The sequence below is a fragment of the Streptomyces sp. NPDC049837 genome (assembly GCF_040674455.1).
In the GTDB taxonomy this organism is placed as follows: Bacteria; Actinomycetota; Actinomycetes; order Streptomycetales; family Streptomycetaceae; genus Streptomyces.
In genome coordinates, this window is sequence record NZ_JBFAMP010000001.1 from 272,764 (window position 1) to 294,225 (window position 21,462).

Here is a 21,462-nt window from a genome sequence, read left to right on the forward strand (position 1 = left end):
GGCGTGCCGCTGCTGCTCGCCAACCTCTCCTGCGATCGGGACCTGCGATTGCGCTCAAATGCTGGTAAATCATCCTATCCGAGGCATCAGCGACCGCGCGTGGTGGCGGGCCTCCGCACCAGGTGGAGCGCGATGGCGGCGACGAGGAGGGTCACGCAGGCGGTGAAGGTCAGCCCGGCGCGCTGCAGGCCCAGCCACATCGTCAGCGCCCCCACGCCGACGACGGGCAGCGAGATGCCCGCGTAGGCGACGACGAAGAACGAGGAGACGGTGGCGGCCCGGTGCGCGGCGGGCGCCGCCTCCCCCACGGCGGTCAGCGCGGCACGGAACGCGAGGCCCTGGCCGAGCCCGCCGCAGACCGCGCCGGCCACCATCAGCGGCAGGGCCTTGGCCCACAGCGACGCGCCGACGAGGAGGAGCCCCGCCACCAGCACCAGGCACCCGAGCGGCAGGGCGGCCCCGGCCGCCACCCGGCCCGTCAGCGACTGCCCCACGGTCGAGGCGAGGAACACCGAGAACACCACGAGCCCGGAGACGGCCAGATTGGTGATCCCGAGGGTCTGGGAGACGAAGCTCGGCGCCACCGCGGTGAACAGGCCGAGGAGCGAGAACCCGGCGAAGGCGGCGAGCGATGCGGGGGCGAAGACCCCGCGCATCCGCGACGGCACGTACAGCCCCTGCGGCCTCGGCCGGGCCCGCAGCCGCGCCCCGCCGACCGGCTCCGGCAGCAGCAGGACGATGACGCAGGCCACGGCCACCAGCGCGAGGTGGGCCAGGAACGGCAGGGACAGCGGATGCGGGGCGTACTCGGCGAGCAGCCCGGACAGCAGGGGGCCGCAGCCCAGGCCGCCCATGTTCGCCGCCGTCGCGGCGAAGCCCGCGCGGGACTTGTGCTCCGGCGCGGCCAGCTCCAGCACGGTGACCGTTCCCGCGCCGCTCAGCAGCCCGGCCGAGAAGCCCGACAGCACCCGGCCGGCGAAGAGGGCGGGCAGTCCCCCTTCGAGCAGGAAGCACACCGCGCTCGCCGCGGCCAAGCCGAGCGCGTACAGCAGGACGGGACGCCGTCCGGCCTCGTCGGAGTAGTTGCCCACCAGCAGAAGGGTGAGGATCACGCCGACGGCGTAGGTGGCGAACACGACCGTCACCATCAGCTCGGAGAAGCCCAGTTCCTGGCGGTACAGCCCGTACAGCGGGGTGGGCAGTGTCGTACCGGCCATGCCGATGGCGAAGACCGCGGCCGCGGCCACGTAGCGGGGGCGCCTTCCCGGGTGGGTGCGGCCGCGCCTGGGCTGGGGGGATGTGCGGGTCATGACGATCACACTAGGGAAGCGAACCGGTCCTTCCACGCAAGCCGGCATGCACGAAACGTCCAACAATGGACGCGGAGGATGGGCCGTGGGAGAGCACACCGTCAGGGAAGGCACCTTCCGGCACCGTGGGGCCGCGCTGTCCTACGAGGACGTCGGCGAGGGCCCGCTCGCCGTGTACGCGCACGGCGGCTTCGCCGGCCGGGCCGCCGAGGACCGGATGGGCCTGTTCGACTGGGCCCCGGTCGTGGCCGCGGGGCGGCGCCTGGTCCGTTACGACGCCCGGGGCCACGGCCGGTCCACGGGCGAACCGGTGGACGGCGACTACACCTATCCCTCGCTCGCGGGTGACCTGCTGGCCCTGCTCGGCCATCTGGGCGCCGGCGGGCCGGCCGACGCCATGGGCGCGTCCATGGGGTGCGCGACGGTGCTGCACGCCGCCGTGCAGGCGCCGGAGCGGTTCTCCCGGCTGGTCCTCCTCATCCCGCCCACCGCCTGGGCGACGCGGGAGGCGTACGCGCGCGCCAACCGGGAGGCCGCCGGCACGATCGAACGGGACGGGGTGGACGCCTGGCTCGCCACCCGGGCGCGGCGGCCCCGCCCCCCGGTCGTGGCCGACGTCCCCGACGTACCGCCGACACCCTCCGCGCGGGTGCTGCCGTCCGTCCTGCGGGGCCTGGCCCTGTCGGACCTGCCTCCGCCGGCGGCGTTCGCCCGGCTGCGGCTGCCGTGCCTGGTCCTGGCCTGGGCGGACGACCCCGGCCACCCCCTGTCGACCGCCGAGACGGCCGCCCGGCTGCTCCACGCGGACCTGCATGTGTCCCGGGCCCGGGCCGACGTCCGCACCTGGGGCGAGCGCATCGCGGAGTACCTGTCCCGGCCCCGGCCGTGAAAGCACCCTGACGGCGAATCAGCCGCGTCTCGCACAGGACCACTTGCCCGTCTCCACCCGATGGGCCCAACACCGCGTGCCGCGAGTGGCGCCCGCCCCTACGGTCGTAGACACTCAGCCGGCCCATGGTCAGGGGGCGGCAGAACTGAGCGGAGACGACCTGATGCCCAGTCACCATCCTCGTACCACCGGCGCACTCACCACGACGGCTCTGTGCGCGTCGGCCGTCCTGATCCTCCTCGCCCCGGGCGCCCAGGCCGCCGCTCCCCGCCCGGGCGAGCGCGTGGACTGGGACGCCATCGCCAAGTGCGAGTCGGGCGGCGACTGGGACGCCAACACCGGCAACGGCCATTACGGCGGGCTCCAGTTCAAACAGTCGAGCTGGATCGCAGCGGGCGGCCGCAAGTACGCGCCGCGCGCCGATCTGGCCACCAAGGCGGAACAGATCGCCACGGCCAGGAGGCTCGCCGCGATCCAGGGCATGGGCGCCTGGACGTGCGCCCGGCGCCGCTAGCGCCTGTCCTCCCGGCCGTGTCCGCCCGGGCGCGGCCGCTCAGAAGTTGCCGTAGTTGACCTGCCACGTGGGCAGGCCCATGCGGCGCCACACGGCGACGACACGGTCACGGTCGTCCAGCGAGACCCGGACCGCGAAGCGGTCGCGGACGTGCCGGTCGAACAGCTCGGCCTTCACGACGTCATCGCGCCGGTGGTCACCGGCCGCCCGCATCCACAGCTCGTCGTAGGGCACGTCGTGCCGCCGGAGCCACTCCTCCGTCTTCTCGCGGTGCTCCTCACCCCGCCCGGAGAGCAGCACGACGACGTCGCCGTCCGCGCGCCGGAAGGAGTGCAGGGCCTGGCGCACGGAGGCGTTGAGCAGGTCCTCGTCGCAGCGGGTGAAGTCGTACGGGCCCCGGTCGCCCCGCAGCGCGAGGGTGCCGTCGATGTCGCACAGCACCGCCGACGGCAGCGCCGGATCCGCGACGTACGGCGCCACGGGCGGCTGGTCGTTGAACCACTCGCCGGTGAGCCGCCAGCCGCCCTTGCGGGCCTTGGTGTGCTTGTCGGCGAGCAGGCGGATGATCTCCTCCCCCACGGACCGCTCCCGCTGCCCGTCGCGCCGTATGCACTCCTCCACCGGTACGTCGGTGAAGTCGTGCACGACGAAGGTCGCCTCCCCGGCGACGGCGGCCTTCAGCCGCTTGGGGATGTGCGGCGTGAGGTGGGTGTTGTCGACGACGACGTCGAAGCCGTCGTCCACGGCCGCCCGGACCGCCGCGTCCTGGACGGCGAGCACGGTCTGCTCGTGGGCGTAGGAATTCCGCTCCCCCGTGGGGAGGTCCATCATGGTGCGGAGGTCGTCGAGATTGACCCGGCGCATCCGGCCCTCGGACTCCGCCTGGAGGCGGCGGGCCTCGGTCGTCTTCCCCGATGCGGGCAGGCCCGTCATCACGTGTACCACGGGCACAGGTCAGTTCTCCTCGTCGTTCTTGAAGGGGTCGGACGCCTCCGGCCGTACGGAACGGTAGGTGGCGAGTTCCGTCGGGCGTCCGTCCAGGCGCAGGAACATGGCGGGGCGGACGGCGGCGTCGGGCAGGGCCTTCACGGCGCGGGCGAAGGCGGCCCGGTCGCCGGCGAGCGGGGCGAGCGTCCGGTACGCCTCGTCGATGGCCCGCTCCCGGTCCGCCACGTCCTTCTCGATCCGCGCGATCACCTCGCGCACCCAGGCGTCGAACTCGTCCGGCACCTGTTCCAGCAGGGCGTCCAGCGGCCGGCCGCCCGACGCGGCGATGTCCGCCGCCGAGCAGCCGAGCACCTGGGCCACCTGCTTGGCGGGCAGGTGAGCGAAGCGCTGGATGCCGTGGCCGCGCCAGATGTCCCGCTCGGTGACGCCGGTCAGCACCTTGTGGAGGCGCACGTACTCCGCCAGTTTGGCCTTCGCCCGCACCCCCGACGCGAAGCGCAGGACGAAGCCCTCCGCGTCCGTCCCGCCGGCGGTCCGTCCGCCGGGCAGGGTGCCGGCCTCGGTCAGCGCCAGCAGTTCGGCGAGCGGCATGGGCGGGCGGACCGTGACGACGGATCCGACCGGCCGCCAGGCGGGCGCGGCCTCGGCGAGGGGTATCTCCGTGCCGTCCTTGGCGAAGGCGGCGAGCAGCACCAGGTCCCGGCGGTCGCCGTAGTCGACGACGATACGGTTCTGCGGGTACAGGATCTCGGCGAGGTAGGTCACGCCCGGGGTGAGGGCCGAGGTGTCCTTGCCGTCGAGCCGGCGCTGCGCCCAGGTGGCCTGCGTGCTGATGAACGAGCCCTTGGACGCGACGCGCCACCGGCCCGCGTAGTGGAAGACGACGGCGAGGCTGCCGTCGACCTTGTCGTACACCTCGAACGGCTCGTCCGGCAGGGCGGGCGCGTACGGCTGACCCGACTGGTGTTCACCGACGTTGAAGAACTTCGGGAGGGGCAGCGCGACGACCTCACCCGTGACGTCGTCGGCGACCAGGCCGCGGCAGCGCATGGTGACGCGGTTCCAGATCCGCTCGTACTGGCACGCCCGGGTGTACGTGTAGATGGACAGCGGCAGTTCGGGGTGTGCCTTGCGCGTGACGTGACCGGCGTCGAGTGCCGCCGCGAGTTCCGCGGGCGGCAGGAGCTGATGAAGAGTCAGGTATGCCTGGCTCATGGATGTGGGTCCCTCCCGTTCGAGATGCCGCATTCTCACCTCTGGGAGGCCCCGGACGACACCGAATAAGCCCTGGCAGGCCCGTGACCGGCCCCGCTGCCCGGCTACGAGCGGCGGCGGGGCTTTCCGCTCCTGCCGCTCCTGCCGCCCTTGGGGGCGCCGGAGCCGCCGCGGGAGCCCTGGCCGGCCGGCTTGCCGGCGGTGGGCTTGCGCCGGCCGGCGCCGCCCTTGTCGGCCTTGTCGGGGCGCTTGGCCTTGGGCTGGACGGCGGCCTGGGGGCGGCCGCGGGTGCTGTTGACGGTCCGCCCGCGGACGATGCCGATGAACTGCTCCACCAGGTCGGTCGTCTCCTCCTCCGGCCACGACAGCGCGACGCGCGATTGGGGGGCGTCCGACAGCGGCCGGTAGGTGAGGTCCTTGCGGTGGTGCAGGCGGGCGAGGGACTGCGGGACGGCGAGCAGCCCGATCCCGGCCGCCACCAGTTCGATCGCGTCCGCCGTCGTCGCGGGACGCTCCTGCGCGGGCAGCCCCGGCGGGCGCTCCCAGTCGAGGGTGTCGTCGAGGGGATGCAGCACGATCTCGTCGGCGAGCTCGTCGGCGGACACCTCGTCGACCGCCGCCACGATGTGGTCCTTGGGGACCACGACCACCGTCGTCTCGGTGTAGAGGGGGATCGCGCTGAGGTCCGTGCGGTCCATCGGCAACCGTACGAGGCCCGCGTCGGCGCCGCGGTCCCGCAGCACGCCGGGCGCTTCGGCGGCGGACAGCGGGACGAGGGTCAGCGGGACGCCGGGCAGCCGCTCGTTCCAGATCCGCACCCACTTGCTCGGCGTCACACCCGGGACGTAGGCGAGCCGGAACGAAGGGGATGCGTCGGAGCCTGTCACCCCGCCAGGTTACCGGTCGTGCCACGGGGCGGTGGCCGGAGGGCGTGGTCGGGAGGCGGGCGCACGCTCGATACCCTTGACACATGAAGTCGCACCAGACCGCCCAGACGATGAAGCCCGCCACAGCGGCGAAGAAGCTGGGTGTGTACCTCGAGGCCACCCCCGCCGAGTTCCAGGAGGGTGTCGTCTCGCGCAGCGAGCTGAGTGCGCTCCAGGCCGATCCGCCCGAGTGGCTGCGCGACCTGCGCCGCGACGGCCCGCACCCCCGGCCCGTGGTCGCGGCGAAGCTGGGCGTGTCCATCTCCGGCCTCGCGCGGGGCGGCGTCACCGAGCCCCTCACCACCGAGCAGATCGAGGCGCTGAAGGCGGAGAGCCCCGAGTGGCTGGTGCGGGAGCGCGCGGTCCAGGCCGAGGTCCGCAAGGAAGCGGTACGGATCAAGGAGAAGAAGGCGGAGCGGGCCCAGCAGGCGCGGGGGCCGCAGCGCTGACGTCGCGGGCGGCCTCCCCCGGGCCCGGCCCGACGGGCGCCGCGTGCGGAGCGGGCCTACGTTGGGTGTGTGGAGGTGTCGCGCCCATGCGGTGAGGGGGACGATCATGCGTGCCCATGACCTGGCTGAGCCGTATCCGTACGTCACGACCGACGACGACGCCATCGACGCGGCCCGGCTGCTGGCCGAGAACTCCTTGCCCGCCCTGCTGGTGCTGGACTCGGACGGGCAGCCGCACGCCATCGTGCCCGGCTCCCAGCTCCTGCGGCAGCTCATCCCCTCCTACGCGGTGGACGACCCGCTGCTGGCGTCCTCCGTCGACGACGGGGTGGGTTCGGAGATCGCCGAGCGGCTGGAGGGGCTCACGGTCGCCGAGTGGGTGCCGCGGCGGCTCTTCCCGCCTCCGTACGTCGGGCCGGACGCCACACCGATGGAGGTCGCGGCGCTCATGGCGCGTACGCACAGTCCCCTGGTGGCGGTGATCGAACGCGAGGGTGAGGGCCGGGTGCGGCTGCTGGGCACCGTGACCGCCGCCCGCCTGATCAGGTACGTCCTGGTCCGGCTGGGCCTCCAGGGCGGGACGCACGGCGGGTCGCAGGGCTGAGCCCTCTCAGGTGAGCGTGGCTCCGCGCCACACCAGCATGGCCACGTCGACGCCCGCCACGACGATCGCCGCGACGAACGGCAGCCCGGCCCGGCGGCGGCCCATGACGGAGCCCGTCACGGCCGTCGCCACGGCCACCGCCACCGCGACCGGCGCTACGGCTCCCGGGCCGCCCGGTGGCGGTCCGGCGAGGGCGAGGACCACGGTGGCCGCCACCAGCGGAACGGGCAGCAGCAGCCGTACCCGGGCCGGGCCGAGGCGCTGCGGCCAGCCGCGTACCCCGGTGGCCAGGTCGGAGCCGATGTCCGGCAGGACGTTGCCCAGGTGGGCGCCCACGCCCACGAGCGCCCCCGCGGCCACGGCCCACCAGGCCGGCCAGGGGCTGCCGGGCAGGCTCAGCGTCACGAAGGCGGGCACGGCGGCGAAGGCGGCCGCGTAGGGCAGCCAGGAGAGCACCGTCGCCTTCGCGCCCAGGTTGTACGCCCACGCGGCGGCGACGGCGGCCAGGTGGACGCCGCCCGCGAGCGGGCCGCAGGCCAGGGACAACGGCACCGCGAGCCCCAGGGACACGGCGGCCGCGGCCCACACGGTGCCCTCCCCGACGGACCCGGACACCACCGGTTTGCCGTACCGTCCGGTTGCCCGGTCCCGTGCGGCGTCGACCGCGTCGTTGCTCCAGCCGACCGAGAGCTGGCCGGCCAGCACGGCGGCGGCGACCAGCAGGCAGGTGCGCCCGTCGTGCCCGGCCGCCGCCGCCAGCACCGTCACCAGTACGGTGACGGCGGCCGCCGGGCCGGGGTGACAGGCCATCAGCAGGCCGCCCACGGCACCGTGGTGTGCGAGGGCGGGCCGGTCGGTGACGTCCACGGGCCCGAGCGTAGGCGCCGACGGCGCTCAACGGGCGAACCGGCGGTACGGCGGCACGGCGCGAGGGCACACATGGGGGACCGATGTCCCCGACCTGGAGCTCTGATGACCCGGATCGCAGCCGTTCACGGAGTCCTGCCGCCGCACCGGCACCCCCAGCGCGCGATCACCGACATGGTGGCCCGGCACTGCCTGCCCGCCGGTGCCGACCGGCGCGTGCTCGACCGGCTGCACGAGGGGGCGCGGGTGGGCGCGCGCCACACCGCGCTGCCGCTGGACCGGTACGGGGAGCTGGACGGCTTCGGCGCGGCCAACGACGCGTTCATCGCCGGCGCCGTGGAGCTGGGCGCCGAGGCGGTCACCGGGGCGCTGCGCGAGGCGGGCCTGTCGCCCCGGGACGTGGACCTGCTGATCTTCACCTCGGTGACCGGCATCGCCGCGCCGTCCGTGGACGCCCGGCTCGTCGGACGGCTCGGGCTGCGGCCGGACGTCAGGCGGCTGCCGGTGTTCGGGCTGGGGTGCGTCGCCGGGGCGGCCGGGATCGCCCGGCTGCACGACTATCTGCTGGGCCGGCCGGACGACGTCGCGGTGCTGCTCTCCGTCGAGCTGTGCTCGCTGACCTTCCAGCGGGCGGAGGCCGCGCCGTCCCAGCTCGTGGCGACCGCGCTGTTCGGCGACGGTGCCGCGGCCGTCGTCGCCTGCGGGGCCCGGCGCGGCGTACGGGCGGACGGCGGCAGCGGCGGCGGGCCGACGGTGGTGGCCAGCCGCAGCAGGCTGTACCCGGACACCGAGCGGCTGCTGGGCTGGGACATCACCGGTTCGGGTTTCCGCGTCGTGCTCGATCCGGCGGTTCCCGAGGTGGTGCGCAAGAACCTCGCCGCCGAGGTCGACGGCTTCCTGACCGACCACGGCCTGGGCCGCCGTGATGTGACGGCCTGGGTGAGCCACGCCGGTGGCCCCAAAGTCCTGGACGCGGTCGCGGAGGCGCTCGACCTGCCGGAGGGTGCCCTCGCCGTCAGCCGGCGGTCCCTCGCGGAGGTCGGCAACCTCTCGTCGGCCTCCGTGCTGCACGTCCTCCGCGACACCCTGGCGGCGGCCCCGCCCCCGGGAACCGCGGGGGTGCTGCTCGCCATGGGCCCGGGTTTCTGCACCGAACTGGTCCTGCTGCGCTGGTGAGAACGGGGAGAGACACATGATCTGGTACGCCCTGCTGGTGCTGGCCGTCGCGCTGGAGCGGCTCGCCGAACTCGTCGTCGCCCGCCGCAACGCGCGCTGGAGCCTGGCGCGGGGCGCGGTGGAGTCGGGACGGGGTCACTACCCGGTGATGGTGGTGCTCCACACGGGTCTCCTCGTCGGCTGCCTGGCCGAAGTGTGGGCGCTGGAGCGGCGGTTCGCCCCGGGGCTCGGCTGGGCCATGCTGGGCGTGGTCGTCGCGGCGCAGGGCCTGCGCTGGTGGTGCGTACGGACGCTGGGGCCGCGCTGGAACACCCGTGTGCTGGTGGTGCCCGGCCTGCCGCTGGTGACCGGCGGCCCGTACCGGTGGCTGCGCCACCCCAACTACGTGGCGGTGGTGGCCGAGGGGCTGGCGCTGCCGCTGGTCCACGGGGCGTGGCTGACCGCCGCGCTGTTCACGGTGTTCAACGCCGTGCTCCTCACCGTGCGCGTCCGCTGCGAGGAGGCGGCGCTCGGCGGGGCGCCGGACGGCGACGGGGTGCCGGTGCCGGGCGGGGCCCGGTGATCGACCTGCTGGTGGCGGGCGGCGGGCCCGCCGGGCTGGCCACGGCGATCCACGCCGCGCTGCGCGGGATGGAGGCCGTGGTGGTCGAGCCGCGTCCGGGGCCGGTGGACAAGGCGTGCGGCGAGGGGGTCATGCCGGGCGGTGTGCGGTCCCTGGCGGCCCTGGGCGTGGGCCCGGCCGGTCAGGAGCTGCGCGGCATCCGGTACGTGGACGGTCCGCACCGCGCCGAGGCCGGTTTCCGTGACGGTACGGGGCTGGGCGTGCGGCGGACCGTGCTGAGCGCCGCGCTGGCCCGGCGCGCCGCCGAACTGGGCGTACGGGTCGTGCCGGGCAGGGTCGGCGAGGTGCGGCAGGGGCCGGACACGGTGACCGCGGCGGGGCTGCGGGCCCGGTGGCTCGTCGCGGCGGACGGCCTGCACTCCCCCGTGCGCCGGGCGCTCGGGCTGGAGCTGCCGGACCGGCGGCCCCGGCGGTTCGGGCTGCGGCGGCACTACCGCATGGCGCCGTGGTCGGACTTCGTCGAGGTGCACTGGTCGGGCAGCGGCGAGGCGTACGTGACGCCGGTCGCGGAGGACCTGGTCGGGGTGGCGGTCCTGAGCGGGGCGAGGCGCCCGTACGACGCGCACCTGGATCACTTCCCGGAGCTGGCGGCGCGGCTGGCCGCCGGGGCGGCCGTGAACGCCGTGCGCGGTGCCGGGCCGCTGCGGCAGCGGGTGCGCGGGAGGGTGGCGGGCCGGGTGCTGCTCGTGGGCGACGCGGCCGGCTACGTGGACGCGCTCACCGGCGAGGGCGTCTCGCTGGCGCTGGCGTCGGCCGGGGCGGCGGTGCGGTGCCTGGCGTCGGGGCGGCCGGGAGCGTACGAGAGGGCGTGGCGGCAGTTGTCGCGCCGGCACCGGCTGCTGACCGAGGCGCTGGTCCGGGTCGGTTGCCGGCGGGACACGGCGCGGCTGATCGTGCCGGCGGCCGCGCGGATGCCACCCGTGTTCGCGGCGGCCGTGCGCGCGCTCCAGTGACGGTGACGGTGGCAGCGCCGGTGCCGGTGCCGCACGGCTCTCCCCGCGAGCCCGGCCCGGGCGGATACTTGCCGCATGGACCATCTGCGGGAGCGTCTCGGACGGAGCCTGTTCACCCGCGTCGCGGGTCCCGCCGGGCCGGTCAACCGTGCCCGGATACACGGCACGCCGGGGCCCCGGTGGTTCGGCCCGGACCGGCCGATCCGTACCGTCCACGGCGACGCGTCGATGTTCATCGGCGGGCTGCGGGCGCTGTTGTTGCAGTCCCTGCACCCGCTGGCGATGGCGGCGGTGGCGGCCCATTCCGGCTACCGGGGCGACCCGTGGGGTCGCCTCCAGCGCACCAGCACGTTCCTCGCCGTGACGACGTACGGCACCGCCGAGGACGCCCAGCGGGCGGTCGACCACGTGCGGGCCGTGCACGAACGCGTCCGGGGGACCACCGCGGCCGGGGAGCCGTACCACGCGGCCGATCCGCACCTGCTGGGGTGGGTGCACGTCGCCGAGGTGGACAGTTTCCTGACCGCCCACCAGCGATACGGCGCCCATCCGCTGGACGCCGCCGGCTGCGACGCGTACGTCGCCGACACCGCCCGCGTGGCGGCCGCGCTCGGGGTGCCCGACCCGCCGCGCGACCGGGCCGGGCTGGCGGACCGGCTGGCCGCGTACCGCCCGGAGCTGCGCGCCACGCGGGAGGCGCGCGAGGCCGCCCGGTTCATCCTGCTCCACCCGCCGCTGCCCTGGATCGCCCGGGGCCCGTACGCCGTCCTGTGCGCGAACGCGGTGTCCACCCTCCCGTTGTGGGCGCGGCGGCAGCTCGGGCTGCCGCACCTCCCGGGTGTCGAGGAGACGTTCGTGCGGGCGTCGGGACACGCGCTGACCCGGACGATCCGCTGGGCCATGCACCCTCCCCCGCCCACCGCGAACTCGGCCTGACGCGACTCGGTATGACGCGACTCGTTGTGACCCGGGCGCGGTCCGGGCCGACTTGCGCAAAATCGCGGAGGGGCACTCGTGGGAAACCCGCTCGGCGGGCGATCATCACACCTGTACTGATCGCACCGACCGAGTCCTTGACGGACTGACGGACCGACGGACCTGACCGACATGGAGGAATGGACGGATGCCGAACGAGCGCGCGGGGCGGCCGGCGCGGCCGGAGGACCTGATCGACGTGGCCCGGCTGGTGACCGCGTACTACGCCCTGCACCCCGACCCGGCGGAGCCGGCCCAGCGCGTCGCCTTCGGCACGTCCGGGCACCGCGGGTCCTCCCTGGCCGGGGCCTTCAACGAGGACCACATCGCCGCGACGAGCCAGGCGATCTGCGAGTACCGGGCCCGGCAGGGCATCGACGGGCCGCTGTTCCTCGGCGCGGACACCCACGCGCTGTCGGAGCCGGCCCGGGTGACCGCCGTCGAGGTCTTCGCGGCCAACGACGTGACGGTCCTCATCGACGCGGCCGACGGCTACACCCCGACCCCTGCGGTGTCGCACGCCATCCTCACCCACAACCGGGGGCGCGACACCGGCCTGGCGGACGGCGTGGTGGTCACCCCCTCGCACAACCCGCCGGCCGACGGCGGGTTCAAGTACAACCCGCCCAACGGCGGTCCCGCCGGTTCGGAGGCGACCGGCTGGATCCAGGAGCGCGCCAACGAGATCATGACGGGCGGCCTGAAGGACGTACGGCGGCTGCCGTACACGCGGGCGCTGGCGGCCCCGGCCACGGGGCGGTACGACTTCCTCGGCGCGTACGTGCGGGACCTGCCGTCGGTGCTCGACCTCGACGCGGTGCGGGCGGCGGGCGTACGGATCGGGGCGGACCCGCTGGGCGGGGCGTCCGTGGCGTACTGGGGCCGGATCGCCGAGGAGCACCGGCTGGACCTGACGGTGGTCAATCCGGTCACCGATCCCACCTGGCGGTTCATGACGCTGGACTGGGACGGAAAGATCCGGATGGACTGTTCGTCCCCGTATGCGATGGCATCGCTGATCGAGGGGCGCGACCGGTTCCAGGTCGCCACGGGCAACGACGCGGACGCCGACCGGCACGGCATCGTCACGCCGGACGGCGGGCTGATGAACCCCAACCACTACCTGGCGGCCGCCATCGCCTATCTCTACCGGCACCGTGACGGGTGGCCGGCCGGTGCCGGGGTCGGCAAGACGCTGGTGTCGTCGGGCATGATCGACCGGGTGGCGGCCGACCTGGGCCGGCGGCTGGTGGAAGTCCCCGTCGGTTTCAAGTGGTTCGTGGACGGGCTGGCCGACGGCTCGCTGGGCTTCGGCGGTGAGGAGTCCGCCGGTGCCTCGTTCCTGCGCCGGGACGGGTCGGTGTGGACCACGGACAAGGACGGCATCGTCCTGGCGCTGCTCGCCTCCGAGATGCTGGCCGTGACGGGGCGGACGCCCAGCGAGCACTACGCCTCGCTCACGGCGCGGTTCGGCGAACCGGCGTACGCCCGGGTCGACGCGCCCGCCACCCGGGAGGAGAAGGCCGTCCTCAGCCGCCTCTCCCCCTCCCAGGTGACGGCCGGCACCCTCGCCGGGGAGCCGATCACCTCGGTGCTGACGGAGGCGCCCGGGAACGGGGCGGCCATCGGCGGGATCAAGGTGACCACCGACAACGCCTGGTTCGCCGCCCGGCCTTCGGGCACCGAGGACGTCTACAAGGTGTACGCCGAATCCTTCCTCGGTCCCGACCACCTGTCCCGGGTGCAGGAGGAGGCCCGGTCGGTCGTGTCGGCGGCCCTGAACGGCTGAGACCTGCCCATTGGTCCTGTTTTCAGCCGATGGTCCGGCCGGTGGTTCGCCTGGAACCACCGGCCGAAGCGCCCCAAACACCCGGAAGCGCCCGATTGGTTACCCGGGACACTCCCGCAACGCGCGTGGCACGTCATACCGGTTGGGCTGCGAGAAAGCCTCTTGTTCGCAACGCGACCGGCGCGGAATACCATGTTCCGAATACGGAAGCAACCTCTCCGATACTCCACTTGGCTGGTTATGATCGGCACCCGCACGCGTCACCGAAGCCGGACCGGCCGTCCCCCACGCCCTCTCCCCAGGGCTGTGCCGGTCCCGGTTGCCGGCCTGTCCCCGCTCCCGCTCCCGAGGGCTGATGTCTTCCATAGAACCCGAAGGTCCACGTGTACCGCCGACACACCGTCGGCGGCGCACCGTGCGCCTCCGTACGCTGCTCATCCTGCTGGCGCTGATTCCCACCCTGGCGATGGCCACCCAGGTCGCCGTGACCGCGCAGCGGCTGCTGGCACAGTCCGATCACCTGCGCGGCGATGTGGCGGCGGGTGAGCGGATCGGTCTCCCCCTGCACACGCTCATGACCGAAATGCAGGCGGAACGGACGATGACCGCCGCCCGGTGGGCGGGCTCCCCGGTGTCCGAGACCGCGCTGCGCACCCAGCGTGCCGCCACGGACGCGGCCGCGGACGCCTTCCGCCGGTCCGCGGCCGCCGCCGGTCCGGGGACCGAGGAGACCGACCGCCGCCTCCGGGAGATCGTGAAGGGCCTCGACGACCTGGACACCTACCGGGAGCGGGCGGACGCCCGGATCGGTGACGCCGACAGCATGGTCGTCTTCTACGGCGATCTGATCAGCCAGATGATCCGCTACTTCCAGGACGGCTTCAGCCACACGGAGGACGCCGGGCTCACCCACGAGAGCCGCGTCGTCGTCACGATGTTCTCGGCCGCGGAGATGGTGGCCCAGGAGGACACCATCCTGGCGCTGGCGGGGCCGTCCCGGGAGCTGTCCACGCGTCGGTTCGCCGACTTCGTCAACGCGGTCGGGGCCCACCGGCACCTGTACGACCGGTGGGTCGTCCCGTCCATGCCCGTGGAGGACGGCGACCGCTTCGCGGAGATCGTCGGGTCGGACGCGTGGCAGACCAAGACCCGGATCGAGAACCAGGTCCTGTCCGACCACAAGGACACCGACTCCGGCGTGCGGCTGCCCCGGGCCATCAGCGGCTGGGCGGCCGCACACCAGAAGTGGTCGGCCGAGCTGAACACGCTCAACTCGGACCGCACCCGGGTGCTGCTCGAACACGGTGACGTCAGGGCGTCCGAGCTGGAGACCGAGGTCGCCTGGCTGATCGCGGGCAGCAGCGGCGCGCTGGTGATCGTCACGGTCGTCATCGTGTTCACCACCCGCTCGGTCCTGCGCCGCCTGCGCGTGCTGCACGAACGTACGGTGACCGTCGCCGAGGAGACGCTGCCGGACGTCGTGGCCCGGCTCCAGCAGGGCCAGCCCGTGGACGACGGCGCGCTGCCGGCGGTCGCCGGCGAGCAGGACGAGGTGGGGCGGGTCAGCGACGCGTTCGCCCGGGTGGTGGCCGTGTCCGTCGACGGGCACCGGCAGCTCGCGGCCGAGCGTCACGGGTTCGGCATGTTCGCGGCCGGCATCGCCTCGCGGACCGGCAACCTGGTCAGCCGCCAGCTCACCCTGACCGAGGAGCTCCAGGACACCTTCGGCGGCGACGAGGCGCTGCTGGCCCAGCTCATGCGATCCGACCAGTTGACGGTGGGTATGCGGCGACAGATCGAGAACCTGCTCATCCTGGCCGGCGGCGAGATCCCCGACCCGCACACCGAGCCCATGCGCGTCGCCGACCTGCTGCGCGAGGCCGCCGCCGAGGTCGAGGACTTCCGCCGGATCGAACGTCAGGCGCTGGACGAGATCAGCGTGGAACCGCGGGTGATCAGCCAGATCAGCCACCTCCTGGCGGAGCTGCTGGACAACGCCACCCGCTTCTCCCCGCCCCGGTCGAAGGTGGTCATCCGGGCCGAGCTGGTGGCCGACGGCCTGTCGGTCGAGGTCGAGGACCGTGGCCCGCGCGTCACGGCCGCGACGTACGAGGAGATGAACGGCCGCCTGCACTCGGCTCCGCCGTACTCCGTCCTGGCGGAGAACGCGCACCGGCTGGGGCTCTTCGTGGTCGGCCACCTCGCCGACCAGTTGGGGGCCACCGTCACGCTGCGCCGCTCGGTGTACGGCGGCACGTCGGCCGTGGTGATCATCCCCCGGGCGCTCCTCGTCCCGACCGAGCGCGGGGCCGACCCGGCGGATGCCCCCGCGCCCTCCGTCACGGCGGTGGACCGGCCCGCGCCCGAACCGCGCCGCTCGGAGGAGGACCGGCCCGAACTGGTCCTGCACGTGGCGGACCCGCTGCCGGTCCGTCAGGCCACGCCCGCCGAGCACACACCGCTCCGGCAGGCGCCGGTCCGGCAGGTCCCGGCGCTGCCGGCGGCCCGCGGCGGCGGCGCCCGCCCGGCCCTGCCCGAGCGCGTTCCGCAGACCCACATGGCCGAGCAACTGCGCGAGCCGCGCGCGACGGACACAACGCCCCGGCCCGACTCGGCGACGCCCCAGGAGGTGGCGGACGCCTGGGACGACTACGAACAGGGCACCCGGACAGTGGAAATCGAACTCCGACAGGATCAGCCATGACGACGACTTCGAACGACATGATCTACAGCGTTCTGGACAACAACCTGAGCCGGATCGCCGGCATCCAGGGGGCCGTGCTGCTGTCCAACGACGGGATCAAACTCAGCGCGTACCTGCTGGACCGTCCCCAGGCGGAGCGCATCGCCGCGGCGTCCTCCGGCATCGCCTCGACCATGAAAGCGATATCCCGCGAGATCGACGGCGGCCGGGTCATCCGCCAGCTCGTCGAGATGGACGACCGCTACCTGTGCATCGTCGGGTGCGGCGAGGGCAGCACGCTCATCGTCGTCACGTCGCGCAAGGCACGGCTCGGGGAGCTGGGCGGCGAAGCCGTACGGACCGCACAGGCGCTGGGCGAGTGGCTGAGCACACCTGAGCGCGCCCAGGCTGCCACCTCCTGATGTCCGGCGAGCCGCAGCGCGGAAGCCGTCGCCGGACGCGGCTGTACGCCCTCACCGATGGGCGTACGGCCGCGCCGCACACCGTCCTCACGATGGACACCACCATCACGGCGGCCGTGACCGAGGAGGCCCACGACGGGCTGCCGAGCGAGTGGCAGGCCGTCCTGAGCATGTGCCCGGCACCGAACGGACGGGCGGTCGCCGAGATCGCGGCGCGGATGGGGATGCGCCTGACCCCGGTGGCGCTCCTCCTCGGTGAGCTCGCGGACCGCGGGCTGATCCACCACCGGCCGCCCCTGGAGGGCGCCCAGACCACCAATGTCCACCTGCTCATGAGAATCAGGGACAACCTTGCCCGGATATGACATCCCTGCCCAGGAAACGGCCCCCGTCAAGATCCTGATCGCCGGGGGGTTCGGCGTCGGCAAGACGACCCTGGTGGAGACCGTCTCCGAGATCGAACCCCTGCGTACGGAGGAGCGGCTGACGGCCGCGGGGGTCGGCGTGGACGACCTCGACGGCATCGAGTCGAAGACGGCCACCACCGTGGCGATGGACTTCGGCCGCATCACCCTCGACGACGCCGGAGTCGTCCTCTACCTGTTCGGCACGCCGGGGCAGGAACGTTTCTGGTTCATGTGGGACGAGCTGCTGAACGGGGCGCTGGGCGCGATCGTGCTGGTCGACACCCGTCGTCTGGACCGCAGTTTCCCGGCGGTCGACTTCTTCGAGAGCCGTGGGCTGCCGTTCGTGGTCGGCGCGAACTGCTTCCACGGTGAACAGCCCTACACGGAACGGGAGATCAGGGCCGCCCTGCACCTGCGCGACCCGCGCACGCCCATCCTCATGCTGGACGCGCGTGCCCGTGCCGACGTGCGTGGCGCGCTGCTCGCGCTCCTGGACACGGTCATCACCAAGGCGCGGGCAACGGTCTGACGATCCTCACAGGCCGACGTCCCTGGTGCGGAAGTCGGCGAGCGACTCGCGGCGCACCAGCAGCCGGGCGTGGCCTTCGGTGACGGCGACGACCGGTGGGCGGCCGACGAGGTTGTAGCCGGAGGCCATGGACAGGTGGTAGGCGCCGGCGGCGGGGACGGCGAGGAGGTCGCCGGGGCGGATGTCGGCCGGCAGGTCGACGCCCGCCGCCAGGACGTCGCCCGCCTCGCAGTGCCGTCCCACGACCGTGACCGGGCGGGGGGCGGCCGTCGGCCGGCGGCCGACGAGGCGGGGCGTGTAGCGCACGCCGTACAGGGCGGGCCGTGGGTTGTCGCTCATGCCGCCGTCCACGGCGACGAAGACGTGCTCGCCCGTGCGTTTGACGGCCAGGACCCGGTAGAGCGCGATGCCGGCCGGGCCCACTATGGCGCGGCCGGGTTCGATGAGCAGGCGGGGCACGGGCAGTTTGGCGGCGGCGCAACTGTCGGCCAGCGCGGCGCGGACCGTGCGGGCGAGGGCGGGGATGTCGAGCGCCCGTTCGCCGGGGCGGTAGGCGATGGCGTGGCCGCCGCCGAGGTCCAGCTCGGGCAGGGTGACGCCGTGGGAGTCCCGGACGCGTGCCATCAGCCCGACCATGCGGCGCACGGCGGTGGCGTACGGCTTGACCGAGGCGATCTGCGAGCCGAGGTGGCAGTGCAGTCCCGTCAGTTCGAGCCGCCGGTGGCGGTCCAGGACGCGGGCGATGGCGTGCAGGGCCGACCCGTCGCTGATCGCCAGGCCGAACTTCTGGTCCTCGGTGCCGGTCCGGATCTTCTCGTGGCCGCCCGCGCTGATGCCGGGCGCGACCCGGACCATCACCTTCTGGCGGCCGTCCGGGCCCAAGGCGGCCGCCAGGCGGGCGATTTCGGCGGGGCTGTCGATGACGATGCGGCCGACGCCGAGCCGCAGCGCGGTGTCCAGGTCGTGCGGGGACTTGGCGTTGCCGTGCAGCACGATGTTCTCGGGCGGGAAACCGGCGGTGACGGCGAGCTGGAGTTCGCCGGCGGAGCACACGTCGAGGCCGAGGCCCTCGTCGTCGGCCCAGTGCACCATGGCGCGCGAGAGGTACGCCTTGGCCGCGTAGAACACCTCGGCACCGGGAAAGGCGTGCCGGTAGACCCGGCACCGGGCGCGTACCTCCTCCTCGTCCAGGACGTAGACGGGTGTGTCGAACCGGTCGGCGATCGCCGCGAGCGGGACGCCGCCCACCGACAGGTCGCCGCCGGGCAGCCGCTCGGTCGAGGCGGGCCAGAGGGAGAGGTCGCGTTCGTCGGGCGCCGCCGGTTCGGTGGCGGGGGTGTCCAGGGTGGTCATGGGCGGTCCTTTCAGCCGGTCCGCAGGGACAGCGCCGGTACGGCCGCGGCGGGCTCCCCGAGGCCGGTCACGGCGGGCGCGGTGAACCGGGGGTTCACGGTGACGGTGGTGACGCCCAGGGGGGCGGTGAGCGTCCGCAGGGCGGGGCGGGCGAGCCGTATCCATGCCTGGTGCGGTCCGAGTGCGGCGGCGAGCCGGTGTTCGGTGGTGAAGCCGACGGCGGTGCGGCCGCCCGGCGGGGTGCGGAACAGTCGTACCGCGAACCCCAGGGGCCCCGGCCGGACGGGTACGTACAGCGGTCCGGCCGGGACGGGTTCCGAAGGTTCCGGATCGTCACCGCACGGGAGCTCTGCCATGGGTTCCTCCTGGAGGATCCTCGATCGGAGCGGGAGCCCCGGCGTCCGAGGGGGAGGCCCGCCGGGGCGTGCTGTCGACGGTATGCCCGGCGGCCCGGCCGCGTGCGGGCGTTGACGCCGTACTGACGCGACGTGGCCGTGCATTGACGCGGTTCTTGCGGTCGCGCCGGCTTGGCTGTTTCCGGGGGCCGACGCCACCCGCCGGAGCCTCTACCATGGGCGGCTGTGACCGGTACCGGGTGTCATACGGAGCGTCAGCTCACCGCGCAGCTCACCGGGCTGGGCGTGGAGCGGGGCGGGTTCCTGCTGGTGCACGCCTCGTTACGGGCGGTGGGGCCCGTGGCCGGCGGCGGGGAGGCGGTGCTGCGCGCGGTGCGCGGCGCGCTCGGTCCGGACGGCACGGTGGTGGTCCCGGCGTTCACGGCACGCAATTCGGACACCTCGACGGCGTACCGGGAGCGGGTGCGCGGGCTGGGAGCGGCGCGGCGGGCGGCCGTGCGGGCCGCGATGCCGCCGTACGACGCGGCCACGATGCCGTGCGACGCGGGGCTGGGGGCGCTGGCGGAGATCGTACGGACACGGCCGGGCGCGGTGCGCAGCGCGCACCCGCAGACGTCGTTCGCCGCGCTGGGGCCGCATGCCGAGAAGGTGGTCTCGGACCACCGCCCGGACTGCCATCTGGGTGAGGACTCGCCGCTCGCCCGGCTGTACGACCTGCGGGCGCAGATCCTGTTGCTGGGGGCGGGGTACGGCAGTTGTACGGCCTTCCACCTGGGCGAGTACCGGGTGGCGCGGCCGCCGCGCCGCACGTACCGGTGCGTGGTGCGGGACGGTGGGGTGCGGCGGTGGTGGGAGTACGAGGACGTCGACCTCGACGACGGTGACTTCCCCGCGCTGGGTGCGGATCTGGAGCGGGACGGCGGTGGCGTCGTGCGGACCGGGGTGGTCGGGTCGGCGTGGTGCCGGCTGGTGGGGGTCGCCGAGGCGGTGGACTTCGCCCGGCTGTGGCTGGCGCGCAACCGCTGAACCCGTCCGAGTGGGGTTCGTTCCATACGGGTGACGCGGACCCGCGGGGACCCACCCCCAAATGGCGTAGGTTTCCTCATTCGTTCATGGTGGGGCGGTTCGTCACCGGCCCCGGCCGGGCAACTCTTCCGAGACCTGTGGGAGTTGCCCTTGACCGTGGGGGGACTGTGACCGTGCTGCGCGGCCGTGCGTTTCTGATGCTCCTTCTGACGTCCCTGCTGGGCGCCTCCTTGGCGGGTGCTCCGCCCGCCGCCCCGGCACCCGTGTGGCAGCGGGTCGCGCCGGGGGTCGAGTACCGGTGGTTCGACATTCCCTCCTCGCGCGGGACCGCGCGGGCCCATCTCCTCTCGGTGGACCTGGGCAACGCGCGCGTGTCGACGGGCCTGCTGTATCCGGGGGTGGTCGCGGCACGCTCCCCGCTGTCGGCGCTCGCCGACGGTGCCGGTGCGGTGGGCGGCGTCAACGGCGACTTCTTCCACCTGTCGGAGAACCAGCACCCGGGTGTGGAGGCGACCGGCGCCCCGGTCGGCCCCGCCGTGGCGGACGGCCGCCCGCTGAAGGCGGCCGTGCCCAACGGGCAGCGGTTCGGCCCCGCCCTGCCGCCGGGGACGAACACCCGCCAGGTGCTGGGCGTCGGCGAGGACGGTCTGGCGCGGATCGGTGAACTGGCGCTGGACGGGACGGTGTCGTCGGACCAGGGCGAGCTGCCGCTGGGCGGGCTCAACCAGTACGCGCTGCCGGTCGGTTCGGTGGGCGTGTTCACCAAGGACTGGGGCGCCGCGTCGCGGGTGCGCGCCACCTGCGGGACGGACACCCAGCGGGACGCGCCGTGCAGTACCGAGACGTACGAGGTGACGGTGCGCGGCGGCCAGGTCGTGGCGGTCGCGGAGACCCCGGGCCGGGGCGCGATCGAGCCGGGCACGGAGGTGCTGGTGGGGCGTGAGGCGGGGGCGCGGGAGCTGCGGAGGATGGCGGTCGGTGACCGGGTGAAGGTCACGTACGCGCTCACCGCGGACGGGCAGGTGGTCGCGGCCGGGGCGTACCGCTTCGCGGTGGGCGGCTATCCGGTGCTGCGCGGCGGTGAGCCGCTGAGCGGGATGGACGCGGTGACGCCCGCGGTACGCACGGCGGCGGGCATCCGCGACGGCGGGCAGCGGCTGCTGCTGCTCGCGCTGGACGGTTCGCCGGGGTTCCGCAGCGGGCTGACCGTCGTGGAAGTGGCGAAGGCGATGCGGGACCTGGGCGCGAGTGACGCCGTCAACCTGGACGGCGGGGGGTCCTCCACGCTGGTGGCCCGGCAGAACGGCGCGGCGAAGGTCAGCGTGCTCAACCATCCCAGTGGCGGGGTCCAGCGGGCCGTGCCGAACGGCATCGGGATCTTCGTACGGGGAGAGGACGCGCCCCAGGGCCGGGGAGCCGGGGTCTAGGGCAATGAGGCTGCTAGGGCTT

22 protein-coding genes are annotated in these 21,462 nt (G+C 74.1%); 15 read left to right on the plus strand and 7 right to left on the minus strand.

The window, feature by feature from the left end; all coding sequences use genetic code 11:
• Positions 1 to 86 precede the first annotated feature (86 nt).
• On the minus strand, positions 87 to 1,310 hold the full coding sequence (locus tag AB0J57_RS01305) for an MFS transporter (protein ID WP_366125831.1): 1,224 nt from the start codon (positions 1,308 to 1,310) through the stop codon (positions 87 to 89).
• An 85-nt stretch (positions 1,311 to 1,395) separates the two neighbouring features.
• Here AB0J57_RS01305 and AB0J57_RS01310 point away from each other — a divergent pair, with 85 nt between their 5' ends.
• Complete coding sequence (locus AB0J57_RS01310; protein WP_366125832.1) at positions 1,396 to 2,199, plus strand: alpha/beta fold hydrolase; 804 nt, start codon at positions 1,396 to 1,398, stop codon at positions 2,197 to 2,199.
• A gap of 163 nt (positions 2,200 to 2,362) precedes the next feature.
• Entirely contained in the window at positions 2,363 to 2,713 is a 351-nt protein-coding gene (locus tag AB0J57_RS01315) for a transglycosylase family protein (protein ID WP_366125833.1), read from the plus strand.
• Between the two features lie 39 nt (positions 2,714 to 2,752).
• Here AB0J57_RS01315 and AB0J57_RS01320 read toward each other — a convergent pair whose 3' ends face one another.
• The 3 genes from AB0J57_RS01320 to AB0J57_RS01330 form a co-directional block, all read right to left on the minus strand.
• Complete coding sequence (locus AB0J57_RS01320; RefSeq protein WP_366125834.1) at positions 2,753 to 3,664, minus strand: AAA family ATPase; 912 nt, start codon at positions 3,662 to 3,664, stop codon at positions 2,753 to 2,755.
• Positions 3,665 to 3,667: 3 nt separating this feature from the next.
• Positions 3,668 to 4,876 (minus strand): RNA ligase, encoded by a 1,209-nt coding sequence (locus AB0J57_RS01325; RefSeq protein ID WP_366125835.1) that lies wholly within the window; start codon positions 4,874 to 4,876, stop codon positions 3,668 to 3,670.
• A gap of 104 nt (positions 4,877 to 4,980) precedes the next feature.
• Positions 4,981 to 5,763, minus strand: coding sequence for a LysR family substrate-binding domain-containing protein (locus AB0J57_RS01330; RefSeq protein WP_366125836.1), 783 nt, complete (start codon positions 5,761 to 5,763; stop codon positions 4,981 to 4,983).
• Positions 5,764 to 5,846: 83 nt separating this feature from the next.
• On the opposite strand from AB0J57_RS01330, the gene AB0J57_RS01335 reads away from it, so the two are divergent.
• Positions 5,847 to 6,251 (plus strand): DUF5997 family protein, encoded by a 405-nt coding sequence (locus AB0J57_RS01335; RefSeq protein WP_366125837.1) that lies wholly within the window; start codon positions 5,847 to 5,849, stop codon positions 6,249 to 6,251.
• A 106-nt stretch (positions 6,252 to 6,357) separates the two neighbouring features.
• Positions 6,358 to 6,855, plus strand: a complete 498-nt coding sequence (locus tag AB0J57_RS01340) for a CBS domain-containing protein (RefSeq protein WP_366125838.1) — start codon at positions 6,358 to 6,360, stop codon at positions 6,853 to 6,855.
• A 6-nt stretch (positions 6,856 to 6,861) separates the two neighbouring features.
• On the opposite strand, the gene AB0J57_RS01345 is transcribed toward AB0J57_RS01340, so the two are convergent.
• On the minus strand, positions 6,862 to 7,722 hold the full coding sequence (locus tag AB0J57_RS01345; RefSeq protein ID WP_366125839.1) for a UbiA family prenyltransferase: 861 nt from the start codon (positions 7,720 to 7,722) through the stop codon (positions 6,862 to 6,864).
• Positions 7,723 to 7,827: 105 nt separating this feature from the next.
• Here AB0J57_RS01345 and AB0J57_RS01350 point away from each other — a divergent pair, with 105 nt between their 5' ends.
• From AB0J57_RS01350 to AB0J57_RS01390, 9 genes are all read left to right on the plus strand, one after another.
• Entirely contained in the window at positions 7,828 to 8,898 is a 1,071-nt protein-coding gene (locus tag AB0J57_RS01350) for a 3-oxoacyl-[acyl-carrier-protein] synthase III C-terminal domain-containing protein (RefSeq protein WP_366125840.1), read from the plus strand.
• 16 nt (positions 8,899 to 8,914) lie between these two features.
• Complete coding sequence (locus AB0J57_RS01355) at positions 8,915 to 9,460, plus strand: isoprenylcysteine carboxyl methyltransferase family protein (protein WP_366125841.1); 546 nt, start codon at positions 8,915 to 8,917, stop codon at positions 9,458 to 9,460.
• Positions 9,457 to 10,473 (plus strand): NAD(P)/FAD-dependent oxidoreductase, encoded by a 1,017-nt coding sequence (locus AB0J57_RS01360; RefSeq protein WP_366125842.1) that lies wholly within the window; start codon positions 9,457 to 9,459, stop codon positions 10,471 to 10,473. Before AB0J57_RS01355 ends, AB0J57_RS01360 begins: the two co-directional genes overlap by 4 nt.
• Before the next feature lie 75 nt (positions 10,474 to 10,548).
• Positions 10,549 to 11,409, plus strand: coding sequence for an oxygenase MpaB family protein (locus AB0J57_RS01365; RefSeq protein WP_366125843.1), 861 nt, complete (start codon positions 10,549 to 10,551; stop codon positions 11,407 to 11,409).
• 187 nt (positions 11,410 to 11,596) lie between these two features.
• Entirely contained in the window at positions 11,597 to 13,237 is a 1,641-nt protein-coding gene (gene pgm / locus AB0J57_RS01370) for a phosphoglucomutase (alpha-D-glucose-1,6-bisphosphate-dependent) (protein ID WP_366125844.1), read from the plus strand.
• Positions 13,238 to 13,652: 415 nt separating this feature from the next.
• Positions 13,653 to 15,941, plus strand: coding sequence for a nitrate- and nitrite sensing domain-containing protein (locus AB0J57_RS01375; protein ID WP_366125845.1), 2,289 nt, complete (start codon positions 13,653 to 13,655; stop codon positions 15,939 to 15,941).
• On the plus strand, positions 15,938 to 16,342 hold the full coding sequence (locus AB0J57_RS01380) for a roadblock/LC7 domain-containing protein (RefSeq protein WP_366125846.1): 405 nt from the start codon (positions 15,938 to 15,940) through the stop codon (positions 16,340 to 16,342). Before AB0J57_RS01375 ends, AB0J57_RS01380 begins: the two co-directional genes overlap by 4 nt.
• Positions 16,342 to 16,707, plus strand: coding sequence for a DUF742 domain-containing protein (locus AB0J57_RS01385; RefSeq protein ID WP_366125847.1), 366 nt, complete (start codon positions 16,342 to 16,344; stop codon positions 16,705 to 16,707). The genes AB0J57_RS01380 and AB0J57_RS01385 overlap by 1 nt, the downstream gene beginning before the upstream one ends.
• Positions 16,694 to 17,278, plus strand: a complete 585-nt coding sequence (locus AB0J57_RS01390) for an ATP/GTP-binding protein (protein ID WP_366125848.1) — start codon at positions 16,694 to 16,696, stop codon at positions 17,276 to 17,278. The genes AB0J57_RS01385 and AB0J57_RS01390 overlap by 14 nt, the downstream gene beginning before the upstream one ends.
• 6 nt (positions 17,279 to 17,284) lie before the next feature.
• Here the strand turns inward: AB0J57_RS01390 and lysA are convergent, their stop codons facing one another.
• The gene (gene lysA, locus AB0J57_RS01395) at positions 17,285 to 18,631 is read right to left on the minus strand and encodes a diaminopimelate decarboxylase (protein ID WP_366125849.1); all 1,347 of its coding nucleotides are present in this window, start codon (positions 18,629 to 18,631) and stop codon (positions 17,285 to 17,287) included.
• 11 nt (positions 18,632 to 18,642) lie between these two features.
• Positions 18,643 to 18,987, minus strand: a complete 345-nt coding sequence (locus AB0J57_RS01400) for an SAV_915 family protein (protein WP_366125850.1) — start codon at positions 18,985 to 18,987, stop codon at positions 18,643 to 18,645.
• 225 nt (positions 18,988 to 19,212) lie between these two features.
• Between AB0J57_RS01400 and AB0J57_RS01405 the strand changes: the two genes are divergently transcribed.
• Positions 19,213 to 20,013 carry an AAC(3) family N-acetyltransferase gene (locus AB0J57_RS01405; protein WP_366125851.1) on the plus strand — a complete coding sequence of 267 codons (801 nt, stop codon included), beginning with the start codon at positions 19,213 to 19,215 and terminating at the stop codon, positions 20,011 to 20,013.
• A gap of 197 nt (positions 20,014 to 20,210) precedes the next feature.
• Positions 20,211 to 21,440, plus strand: coding sequence for a phosphodiester glycosidase family protein (locus AB0J57_RS01410; RefSeq protein WP_366125852.1), 1,230 nt, complete (start codon positions 20,211 to 20,213; stop codon positions 21,438 to 21,440).
• The last annotated feature ends 22 nt before the right edge of the window (positions 21,441 to 21,462 follow it).

What these genes read in the sequence shown, in the direction of transcription:
- AB0J57_RS01380 (WP_366125846.1), top strand. Translation starts at nt 15,938, where the DNA reads ATGACGACGACTTCGAACGACATGATCTACAGCGTTCTGGACAACAAC.
- AB0J57_RS01400 (WP_366125850.1), bottom strand. Translation starts at nt 18,987, where the DNA reads ATGGCAGAGCTCCCGTGCGGTGACGATCCGGAACCTTCGGAACCCGTC.
- AB0J57_RS01355 (WP_366125841.1), top strand. Translation starts at nt 8,915, where the DNA reads ATGATCTGGTACGCCCTGCTGGTGCTGGCCGTCGCGCTGGAGCGGCTC.
- AB0J57_RS01410 (WP_366125852.1), top strand. Translation starts at nt 20,211, where the DNA reads ATGCTCCTTCTGACGTCCCTGCTGGGCGCCTCCTTGGCGGGTGCTCCG.
- AB0J57_RS01385 (WP_366125847.1), top strand. Translation starts at nt 16,342, where the DNA reads ATGTCCGGCGAGCCGCAGCGCGGAAGCCGTCGCCGGACGCGGCTGTAC.
- AB0J57_RS01325 (WP_366125835.1), bottom strand. Translation starts at nt 4,876, where the DNA reads ATGAGCCAGGCATACCTGACTCTTCATCAGCTCCTGCCGCCCGCGGAA.
- AB0J57_RS01350 (WP_366125840.1), top strand. Translation starts at nt 7,828, where the DNA reads ATGACCCGGATCGCAGCCGTTCACGGAGTCCTGCCGCCGCACCGGCAC.
- AB0J57_RS01305 (WP_366125831.1), bottom strand. Translation starts at nt 1,310, where the DNA reads ATGACCCGCACATCCCCCCAGCCCAGGCGCGGCCGCACCCACCCGGGA.
- pgm (WP_366125844.1), top strand. Translation starts at nt 11,597, where the DNA reads ATGCCGAACGAGCGCGCGGGGCGGCCGGCGCGGCCGGAGGACCTGATC.
- AB0J57_RS01340 (WP_366125838.1), top strand. Translation starts at nt 6,358, where the DNA reads ATGCGTGCCCATGACCTGGCTGAGCCGTATCCGTACGTCACGACCGAC.
- AB0J57_RS01335 (WP_366125837.1), top strand. Translation starts at nt 5,847, where the DNA reads ATGAAGTCGCACCAGACCGCCCAGACGATGAAGCCCGCCACAGCGGCG.
- AB0J57_RS01365 (WP_366125843.1), top strand. Translation starts at nt 10,549, where the DNA reads ATGGACCATCTGCGGGAGCGTCTCGGACGGAGCCTGTTCACCCGCGTC.
- lysA (WP_366125849.1), bottom strand. Translation starts at nt 18,631, where the DNA reads ATGACCACCCTGGACACCCCCGCCACCGAACCGGCGGCGCCCGACGAA.
- AB0J57_RS01315 (WP_366125833.1), top strand. Translation starts at nt 2,363, where the DNA reads ATGCCCAGTCACCATCCTCGTACCACCGGCGCACTCACCACGACGGCT.